The organism is Pediococcus cellicola (genome assembly GCF_001438655.1).
GTDB classification, from domain to species: Bacteria; Bacillota; Bacilli; order Lactobacillales; family Lactobacillaceae; genus Pediococcus; species Pediococcus cellicola.
Genome location: NZ_JQBR01000007.1, coordinates 102,346 through 112,082 on the forward strand (window position 1 = coordinate 102,346; position 9,737 = coordinate 112,082).

A 9,737-nucleotide genomic window follows, 5' to 3' on the forward strand; every position below is an offset into this window, starting at 1 on the left:
ATTTTTCTAAAATTGTGGCGAAGATTTTTTTATAGAGCTTTTAGGCGTGATTGCGGTGTATTCTTGACATGCTAACGATCTCTTTTTGTGAATTAGTTTGCGGTGTGAAACTTTTCATGATAAATTGATGATAGGAATATTAAAATTTTTATATAGGGGGATCATTTAATGGCATACATACGGTTAATTGGTGTCTTAGTTATTATTTTGGGCTTTGCCTTTAAACTAGATACTGTCGCAGTAGTGCTGATTTCGGCACTGGCTACCGCATTAGCATCAGGAATTGACTTTACACAGTTTTTAAACATTTTAGGACAGGGATTCTTGGATAATCGCATGGTTTCGTTATTTTTCTTAACATTACCAATGATTGGTGTGATTGAACGTAACGGATTGAAAGCTTCAGCGGTGAATATGATTCATCGGCTTCAAAATTTGACGCCAGGACGAATTTTCGATATTTATCTCTTTATTCGTGAGTTAGCTTGCGTCTTTGGGATATCTTTACAAGGGCAGGTTCAGTTCATTCGCCCGTTAATTAATCCGATGGCGCAGGCGGCAGCTAGTGTAGAGGCTAAATTAGCTCCCAAAGATGTGGATCGCATTAAAGCAAGGTCGGCTGCTACTGAAAACTTTGGTAACTTTTTTGCACAGAATCTGTTTGTGGCTTCTGGTGGCGTGTTATTAATGGCCAGTACAATGAAGTCTTTAGGGTACTCAGTAAATCCTACTGGAATTGTGTTGTATTCAATTCCGGTCGCCTTGTTAACGTTAGTGCTCGTTTTCATTTATAATCACTTATTTGATCGCCAATTAGCGAAGAAAGGACGTGGGAATATTGACTAATCTCATTAATAATATTTTGACGTTTTTGTACGTGTTAATCGGAGCCGGTTTCTTGATCGCAGCCATCGAGTCATTCCGTGATCAAACAAATTCGGCACGGTTTGGTACGGGCTTGTTTTGGACGTTATTTGCGATTATCTTTGCGCTTGGACAATGGCTACCCAAAGCGGTTGTGGGAGCACTACTGCTGGTAATTGGTCTTTTATCTTTACTGAAACAAGTGAAAGTGGGTCACATTAAAGACATCGATGTCTCTCACGCAGAAAAAGTGGCTGAGCGACTAAAGGGATGGATTTTTCTACCGAGTGTTATTTTAGCAGTGGTAGCCATTCTGGTGGCCCAATTCACGCCATTTGGTGGCCAAGTCGGGATTGGGGCGGCGGCCATTCTCTCCTTGGTAGTGGCAGTTGTTTTAACCAAATCAACTGGGAAAGAAGTCTTTGATGACACGCAGCGAATGGTTCGTTCCGTTGGTTCTGCGGGTGTGTTACCGCAACTTTTGGCTACCTTAGGTGTGGTATTTACCGCGTCCGGGGTTGGCAAGGTGACTGCACAAGCCATTTCTAGTGTATTTCCGGCGGGAAATCATTTGTTAGGTGTGATTCTGTATTGTGTGGCGATGGCGGTGTTTACCATTATTATGGGAAATGCGTTTGCGGCATTTGCAGTTATTACAGCCGGAATTGGGATTCCATTTGTGGTTGCACAAGGTGGTTCGGCGGTAATTGTGGCTGCTCTGGGAATGACTTCAGGTTATTGTGGCACTTTGTTGACGCCGATGGCCGCTAATTTTAATACGTTACCGGTGGCTCTAATGGAAATGAAAGACCCGCTGGGCGTGATCAAACAACAAGCACCGATTGCTATTTCGATGTTGGTGATTCAAATTTTATTGATGTACTTATTGGCATTTTAACGAAGGAGGAATTTAAAAATGAAAATACTTGTAACTGGTTTTGATCCATTTGGTGAAGACAAAATTAATCCTGCAATTGAGGCGGTTAAACGTTTGCCGGATGAGATTGCGGGAGCCAAAATTGTGAAGGTTGAAATTCCGACGGTGTTTGGAAAATGCGCTGAAGTGACGCATGCGGCGATATTAAAAGAAAAACCGGATTATGTGTTGAGTATCGGTCAGGCAGGTGGTCGATTTGGCTTGACGCCAGAACGCGTGGCCATTAATTTTGATGATGGGCGGATCAAGGATAATGCGGGGTATCAGCCTTTGGGGACGCCGGTTCATGAAGATGGCCAAAATGCGTACTTTACGCAGTTGCCAGTCAAAGCGATGGCTAAGGCAATCAGAGCGGCGGGGCTGCCAAGTAGTGTTTCAACTACGGCGGGAACGTATGTCTGCAATCATATTATGTATCAGGTGCAGTATATGATTGATAAAGAATTTCATGAGTTGAAGGCGGGCTTTATGCATATCCCGTTTTTGCCGGAGCAGGTGACAAGCAGGCCGAATACACCGTCACTGAGTTTGGAAGATGATGTGAAGGGAATTAAGGCGGCGATTGAGGCAATTGTGAAGCAGGATGGAAAGTCTGATATAGCAACGGTGGAAGGACATGTCGCATAAAAAGTGAACGAAGAAAAGCGGTTAATAGGTGGCGCCTAAGTGTTGTGGAGGCGGGATCGCGATCCCGCAGGAGCAATGCTTAGGCACCACCTATTGCTTTTCGGAGTTGTCCTCAGATTCAGTGAAGAAACAAGGTTGTCTGTGTTGTGGAGGCGGGATCGCGATCCCGCAGGAGCAATGCTTAGGCGCCACCTATTGCTTTTCGGAGTTGTCCTCAGACTCAGTGAAAACAAGATTGTCTGTGTTGTGGAGGCGGGATCGCGATCCCGCAGGAGCAATACTTAGGCACCACCTATTGCTTTTCGGAGATAAAAACGCTATTTGCAATAACGGTTTTGATAAAACCGAAATTGACAAATAGCGTTTTTGATTGGTGTGTTAAGTTTAGTTATTTAGCTGCTTGTTCACTGTTAATACGATTAATTTCCAAAATAAGATCGACAGCCTTTTCCATTGTTTGGGTTGAAACAAATTCGTAACGACTGTGCATGTTTTCACCACCCGCAAAGAGGTTAGGGGTTGGAATTCCCATAAATGAAATCTTGGAACCATCAGTCCCACCTCGAACGGGATAAATATTTGGTTTTATATCTAGGTTTTCCATGGCGGATTTGGCTAATTCAACGGGTGTCATATCTTTTTCGAGAACTTCGCGCATATTATAGTATTGATCATGGGTCTCAACTTTTACGCGTTCTTCACCAAAGTCAGCATTTAGTTTGTCAGCGATGTTCTGTAATTCTTGCTTACGTTGCTCAAAAACCTTCCGATCGTGATCACGAATGATATAAACCAATTTAGCATGGTCAGGTGTCCCACTCATTTTAAAGAGATGGAAGAATCCTTGTCGACCATCTGTTAATTCAGGACGATCACCTTCTGGAACTAAATTATGATAGTCAATTCCCACCTTTAAAGCATTAACCATAACGCCTTTAGCAGTTGCTGTATGCACCTCGTTACCCTGAATTTCTACGTTCGTTTGCGCCGCATTAAAGGTTTCATACTCTAACTCACCTAATGGGCCACCATCTACGGTGTAAGCATATTTTGTGTTGAAATCCTTGGCATCGAAGTGGTCCGCACCAGTACCAGTTTCTTCATCTGGAGCAAACCCAACCCGAATTTCGCCGTGTTTAATTTCAGGATGGCTGAGATAGTATTCCATTGCAGTCATGATTTCGGCCGCTCCAGATTTGTCATCAGCACCTAATAAGGTTGTTCCATCTGTAGTGACTAAGGTTTGTCCTTTATAATCTCGTAAAGCTGGAAATTCAGAGACTTTTAATACCCATTTGCCATCTTGGCTTAATTGAATATCGGATTGCCCATCGTAATTCTCGTGGAGCTGGGGTTGAATATTTTCAGCGTTGAAGTCAGCCGTATCGATGTGTGCAATATATCCAAGGACGGGGGTATTCCCACCATCATTAGCAGGCAAGGTAGCGACCACGTAACCACTTTGCGGTTGTGTGTGGACGTCTTCAAGGCCTAGATCGTTAAGTTCTTGTGCCAAAGTTTTTAAGAAAGCAACTTCCTTAGGGTCAGTTGGGACTGTGGTGGATTCAGGATTGGATCGCGTATTGACTTTCACATACTTTAAAAAACGTGGTAATAAAGTTTCATATTTTGCCAAATGAATCACTCCTCAAATAATTTTATTGTTAAATGTATTTTAGCCTAATTAGCGACGAAGGGAAAGAAAACGATTTTACAAAAAACACAATCAGCACTTAAAAGGTGTCGACTGTGTTTTTAAGATTTACTATTTTTCATTCACAACTTTTTTAGCTAACATTAATGCACCCGTGATTCCCGCGTCATCTCCTAAAGCAACATGCTTAATGTAACCTGTAATTTCGGGAAAGTCGACGTAGTCTGCGAGTTGTTTGACAAATTCAGCCTGGATTTGTGGAAATAGCTGTGTTTGTTTCATCACACCACCACCAAAAATAATGATGTCCGGACGTAAAATGAGAGTTGCATTCACACAAGCCTGGGCGATATAGTTCGCTTCGATTTCCCAGAATGGATCACTTGGATCAATTTCGTAACCTTTTTTGCCGAATCGCTTTTCAATAGCTGGACCAGCTGCCAGGCCTTCAAAACAGTTACCATGGTATGGGCAGACACCTTCAAAGCCGTGATCACGTTCATCCGGACGTAATAAAATGTGGCCCATTTCGGGATGACTGTAGCCCTGTAGAAATTTGCCTTTTTGAATATAGCTAGCACCAACACCAGTACCAACTGTCCAGTATAAGATGTTCTTTTTTCCACGACCTGCACCGGCCTTGTATTCGCCGTAAGCTGCCACATTGACATCGGTCGTGAAGTAAAAGGGAATGTCAAAATGTGCTTTCATGGCACCCAAAAAATCATAATTTTTCCATGCTAATTTTGGCGTGTTAGTAATATAGCCAAAATTATCTGCGTCTTCGTTTAAAGAAACGGGACCAAATGACCCAATTCCAATGGCATCGACGGGATGCTCTTCAAAATATGTAAAAACCTGCGCCATCGTTTCTTCAGGGGTAGTTGTGGGAAATTGTTCACGATCCTCAACATTAATATTGTCATCACTGACGGCACATACAAATTTTGTGCCACCGGCTTCAATTGCACCTAATTTCATTAATAATTTCCTCCTATGCAAAAAATGATTACGGTTACTGTAATCGCTAACATGATTATAGCATAACCTTAACTTACGTTTTGAAGTTTGCAAAAAGATTTTCTAAAACTTGATTTTGGTCAAGTTAACTTCTTTTTGTTCTCGCTATAATACAGACATATTAAGAAATTAGGGGGAACCAAAAATGTCACAAACACCAGAAGAATTATTTGCAGCAGAACAGAAACAATCAGAAATCGATCATCATGTCCCAACGGCAGGGGCTATGGTTAATCATATTGTGTCAAATTTCACGGTATTAGATGCCAAATTACATCAAGTTTCATGGTATGTAAAAGGATTGAGTGCCCCGGCCTTGCGTCAAGTGTATGGAGATTTGATTCAGCAGAACCGGGCGCATTATGATGAGGTCGGCGAGTTGTTGTTGGATGAAGATGAAAAACCGGCATCAACGACGGATGAATATAGTGAGTATTCGATGATCGGTGAAAACGGCAAGAATAAGTATTTTAGTGCAAATGAGATGGTGAGTGAGACGGTGCAGGACTATGTGACACAGAATTTGTTTGTGGATCGAGCGATTAAGTTGGCGGAAAACGAGGATCGGCCGGCATTGAAGCAATATATGGAAAGGTTGCGGGGCGATGATAACCGGGCGATTAGGTTGTTGCAGGGCTTAATTGGTAAGGAAGCAGGGGAAGGTTTGGAGGAAGAAGAATAGAATTAGAGTGTTAAAAGGAGCGGTTAGCTTCTACGTCACACGGAGGATGATTATTAGCTAAATTCGCTAATAATCTATCATGTTCCGGACGATGGCCATTCTTGTGGCCGCAACCCAAACCGCAAGAACTGGCACTACGCCACACAGAAGGAAATTATTAGCCCAATTCGCTAATAATCTTTTATGTTCTGGACGATGACCATTCTTGTGGTCGCAACCCAAACCGCAAGAACTGGCGCTACGCCACACAAAGGATGATTATTAGCCCAATTCGCTAATAATCTTTTATGTTCTGGACGATGGCCATTCTTGTGGCCGCAACCCAAACCGCAAGAACTGGCATGCAAAAAAGCTGCTTCTTTTAACACGTTTCGTCAATAAAGCAGTGAAAGTGACGCGGCAACCGAAAAATTAAAAAGTACCCGCAAAGACTTGTTTTTAAGTCGCTGTGGGTACTTTTTATTAATCAATTAGGACAAGTGCATCCTTATCCAATAACTTAATTTGCTTTTGTGGCCCCTGTTCGATCCAACCTTTACGTTCGAACTCTGTTAATTTGCGACTTACCGTTTCTGGTGTAGTTCCCAAATAAATAGCTAAATCTTTCTTTTTAATAGGAAGTTTAAAGGAATCCTTATTCAAGCTTGCGCCAGTCTCTACAAGGTAATTCCCGATACGTGCTTCCACTGTTTCTGTAGAAGCTTCCGTGGTCCGCTTCTCTAATGAAGAAATCCGTTGTCCAAACTCATTAATTAAATTCATGCTGATACTTGGCGAAGTGGTTAATAATTTTTGGAAATTTTTTCGACTAATTTGACAAACGTTTGTAGGAATCAGGGCTACACCGGTTGAGCTACGTGTCATTTCTTGAAAAAGGGCGCCCTCACCATCAAAGTCACCAGATTGAAGAAGATAGAGGAGCTGCTCGCGACCGTTCGCGGCAATTTTAGAAACCTTTACCTGGCCATTGGCGACAATAATTAAAGTATCTAATTTTCCGCCATCAAGAAAAAGTGATTCGCCAGCCTCATAATGTTTGTGCGTCATGATGGTTTCAATTTTGTCCACATCACTATCGGGTAGGTGGTTAAAAAGCGGCACTAACTTAATACAATCATGTTCAGAGCGTTGCATGTATTCACCCTCACTAACTTTGCAATTTTTATTACTTAAAGAATAGCATTAAAACGTGTTTCCGAAAAGCAAACACGCCTTTATCGTTTTGGAGCCGTAAACATCAGATAATTGGGATAATTTTGAAGTGAATAGCTTGCGTTTACCTAGTTCCTTATGATACATTTGAAGAATTGTGAAGAGATTTTAACCCCGGTTTTACGGGATTTATCAAGATAAGTGAGGATAATAAATGATTACAGTTACCGATATGAGTATGCAATTTTCTGATCGCAAACTCTATGAAGATGTGAATTTAAAGTTTACGCCAGGAAATTGCTACGGAATTATTGGCGCTAATGGAGCTGGAAAATCTACATTTCTAAAAATTCTAGAAGGTAAATTACAGCCTACTAAAGGACACGTATCAATTTCACCAAATGAACGTATGTCCAGTTTGAATCAGGACCATTATGCTTTTGAGACAGAAACCGTTTTGGATACGGTCATTATGGGGCATAAGCGTCTTTATGAAATTATGCAAGAAAAGAATGCGTTGTACGCTAAAGAAGATTTCACCGATGCGGATGGTATAAAAGCGGCAGAACTTGAAGGTGAGTTTGCTGAAATGGACGGTTGGAATGCCGAATCTGACGCAGCACAGCTTTTACAGCAATTAGGTATTGATGAAACGATGCAAACACAAAAAATGAGCGAGTTAACTGAAAATCAGAAAGTGAAAGTGCTGTTAGGTCAAGCTCTTTTCGGCGATCCTGATATTTTAGTATTGGACGAACCTACTAATGGACTGGATGCCCAAACCATTTCATGGCTTGAAGATTTCTTAGGCAACTTCCGAAACACCGTCATTGTGGTTTCTCATGACCGTCATTTCTTGAATGCCGTTTGTACCATGATGTGTGACGTTGATTTTGGCAAGATCCAATTATACGTCGGGAATTATGACTTTTGGATGGAATCAAGTCAGTTGGCGGCTAAACTTAAAGAAAATGCGAATGCCAAAAAAGAAGAAAAGATCAAAGAGTTGCAAGAGTTTGTGGCTCGGTTTAGTGCGAATGCTTCTAAGTCAAAACAGGCGACATCACGTAAAAAACAACTAGAGAAAATTACGCTGGACGATATTCAACCATCCACACGAAAATATCCGTTCATCAGTTTCACGCCAGAACGTGAACTGGGCAATGATTTGTTACGAGTAGATAAACTTTCAAAAGCTATTGACGGTGTGCAAATTTTGGATAACGTGACCTTTACCGTTAAACCCGGTGAAAAGGCAGCCTTGTTAAGTCGAAATGACTTGGCAACAACGACTTTACTTCAGATTATTGCTGGTGAATTAGAGCCAGATTCTGGTACAGTTACTTGGGGACAGACCACCACACGCAGTTACTTACCTAAAGATATTAATGCGTACTTTACGGATGAAAATTTGGATATTTTGGAGTGGCTACGTCAATTTGCACCTAAAGAAGAGAGTGATAACACCTTTTTGCGGGGATTCTTAGGCAAAATGTTATTCTCAGGTGAAGATGTTAATAAGCCAATTACAAAGTTGTCTGGTGGCGAAAAAGTACGATGCATGTTATCCAAGATGATGCTAAGCAAGGCCAACGTTTTGTTATTAGATGATCCTACAAATCATTTGGATCTTGAATCGATTACATCTTTAAATGATGGCTTAATCAACTTTTCTGGATCACTTATCTTAACTTCTCATGACCGTCAATTCATTCAAACCATTGCGGATCATATTATCGAAGTATCATCCAATGGTGTGGTTGATCGAGCGGAAACCAGTTACGATGAATTTATGGATCATGCTGATATTCAACAAAAAGTGGCTGCCCTGTATGAAGACTAATCATATAGATGTTGAAAGCTGAAAAAAGTTAAGAATCCTGTTACGATAACTTATGGAGTATTTTTAATTTACTAGAGAAGGAAAGTTTTTAAATGGATGTCGAAATTAAACGGGATGGGTTAAAGTTGCATGGTGTTCTAGAAACACCGGCGACACCCAGTTATGATATTGTGATTTTGATGCACGGGTTTACTGGCGATTTAGGTTATCAGAAAACAGCCTTGCTGGCGCAAATTGCGCAAAGTCTCCACGAAGCGGGACTGGCAACAATTCGTTTTGATTTCAACGGTTGCGGTAAAAGTGAAGGGCAATTCTCAAAGATGACAATGCCAAACGAAATTGCGGATGGTCAGGCAATTTTGGCTTATACCAAATCTTTACCCAATATTCGACGAATTTATCTATTGGGGCATTCTCAAGGAGGCGTAGTGGCCAGCATGCTGGCCGGCTATTATCCAGAAGATATTGCCAAATTGGTACTGTTGGCTCCGGCAGCCACTCTTAAAGATGATGCGCAAAAGGGAAAGTTGATGGGCGTTAAGTATAATCCAGATGCCATTCCAGAAACGCTCACACTTGATGATGGGACTGTTGTTGGTGGATTTTACTTGCGAACCGCCCAAACTTTACCCATTTATGAGGTGGCACAGCATTATGCCGGTCCCGTGTGTTTAATGCATGGTGACCAGGATAAGGTAGTAGATATGGTGGCTTCTAAGCGCTATCACGCTATCTATCAACACAGTGAACTACACATTGTTGCAGGTGCGACTCACCAATTTAGGGAAGCCACACGATCCGAAACGTTAAAGTTAGTGACGCGTTTTTTGATAAATGGGTAACGTCACTAAGCGGAGAAGTCAGCTTTTTTTCTGATTTCGATTATTAAAGTTTAGAGAAATAAAAAGGCCGGGAATGCGTGCACTAGGCCCTGTCAAGTTGACAGTTGAAATAATAT

9 protein-coding genes are annotated in these 9,737 nt (G+C 41.6%); 6 read left to right on the plus strand and 3 right to left on the minus strand.

The genetic code is table 11. The features are described from left to right. The first annotated feature begins 168 nt into the window (after nt 1-168). From IV80_RS07360 to pcp, 3 genes are read left to right on the plus strand one after another with little or no spacing between them, the layout of a single operon-like run. The gene (locus tag IV80_RS07360) at nt 169-846 is read left to right on the plus strand and encodes a DUF969 domain-containing protein (RefSeq protein ID WP_057751623.1); all 678 of its coding nucleotides are present in this window, start codon (nt 169-171) and stop codon (nt 844-846) included. Then, nucleotides 839-1,762 (plus strand): DUF979 domain-containing protein, encoded by a 924-nt coding sequence (locus tag IV80_RS07365; RefSeq protein WP_057751625.1) that lies wholly within the window; start codon nt 839-841, stop codon nt 1,760-1,762. The genes IV80_RS07360 and IV80_RS07365 overlap by 8 nt, the downstream gene beginning before the upstream one ends. A gap of 18 nt (nt 1,763-1,780) precedes the next feature. Beyond that, nucleotides 1,781-2,428 carry a pyroglutamyl-peptidase I gene (gene pcp, locus IV80_RS07370; protein WP_057751627.1) on the plus strand — a complete coding sequence of 216 codons (648 nt, stop codon included), beginning with the start codon at nt 1,781-1,783 and terminating at the stop codon, nt 2,426-2,428. 388 nt (nt 2,429-2,816) lie between these two features. Here pcp and pepT read toward each other — a convergent pair whose 3' ends face one another. Together pepT and IV80_RS07380 are read right to left on the minus strand one after the other, a co-directional pair. Then, the gene (gene pepT, locus IV80_RS07375) at nt 2,817-4,064 is read right to left on the minus strand and encodes a peptidase T (protein WP_057751629.1); all 1,248 of its coding nucleotides are present in this window, start codon (nt 4,062-4,064) and stop codon (nt 2,817-2,819) included. Between the two features lie 129 nt (nt 4,065-4,193). After that, on the minus strand, nt 4,194-5,063 hold the full coding sequence (locus IV80_RS07380) for an ROK family protein (RefSeq protein ID WP_057751630.1): 870 nt from the start codon (nt 5,061-5,063) through the stop codon (nt 4,194-4,196). A 184-nt stretch (nt 5,064-5,247) separates the two neighbouring features. Between IV80_RS07380 and IV80_RS07385 the strand changes: the two genes are divergently transcribed. Further along, the gene (locus IV80_RS07385; RefSeq protein WP_057751632.1) at nt 5,248-5,784 is read left to right on the plus strand and encodes a ferritin-like domain-containing protein; all 537 of its coding nucleotides are present in this window, start codon (nt 5,248-5,250) and stop codon (nt 5,782-5,784) included. A 462-nt stretch (nt 5,785-6,246) separates the two neighbouring features. Here IV80_RS07385 and IV80_RS07390 read toward each other — a convergent pair whose 3' ends face one another. After that, entirely contained in the window at nt 6,247-6,918 is a 672-nt protein-coding gene (locus tag IV80_RS07390) for a Crp/Fnr family transcriptional regulator (protein ID WP_057751634.1), read from the minus strand. Between the two features lie 232 nt (nt 6,919-7,150). Here IV80_RS07390 and IV80_RS07395 point away from each other — a divergent pair, with 232 nt between their 5' ends. Together IV80_RS07395 and IV80_RS07400 are read left to right on the plus strand one after the other, a co-directional pair. Then, entirely contained in the window at nt 7,151-8,779 is a 1,629-nt protein-coding gene (locus tag IV80_RS07395; protein ID WP_057751636.1) for an ABC-F family ATP-binding cassette domain-containing protein, read from the plus strand. 92 nt (nt 8,780-8,871) lie between these two features. Next, on the plus strand, nt 8,872-9,621 hold the full coding sequence (locus IV80_RS07400) for an alpha/beta hydrolase (protein WP_057751639.1): 750 nt from the start codon (nt 8,872-8,874) through the stop codon (nt 9,619-9,621). The last annotated feature ends 116 nt before the right edge of the window (nt 9,622-9,737 follow it).

Coding starts and splice junctions, on each gene's coding strand:
- IV80_RS07360 (WP_057751623.1), top strand. CDS start 169: ATGGCATACATACGGTTAATTGGTGTCTTAGTTATTATTTTGGGCTTT.
- pcp (WP_057751627.1), top strand. CDS start 1,781: ATGAAAATACTTGTAACTGGTTTTGATCCATTTGGTGAAGACAAAATT.
- IV80_RS07380 (WP_057751630.1), bottom strand. CDS start 5,063: ATGAAATTAGGTGCAATTGAAGCCGGTGGCACAAAATTTGTATGTGCC.
- IV80_RS07385 (WP_057751632.1), top strand. CDS start 5,248: ATGTCACAAACACCAGAAGAATTATTTGCAGCAGAACAGAAACAATCA.
- IV80_RS07390 (WP_057751634.1), bottom strand. CDS start 6,918: ATGCAACGCTCTGAACATGATTGTATTAAGTTAGTGCCGCTTTTTAAC.
- IV80_RS07395 (WP_057751636.1), top strand. CDS start 7,151: ATGATTACAGTTACCGATATGAGTATGCAATTTTCTGATCGCAAACTC.
- IV80_RS07400 (WP_057751639.1), top strand. CDS start 8,872: ATGGATGTCGAAATTAAACGGGATGGGTTAAAGTTGCATGGTGTTCTA.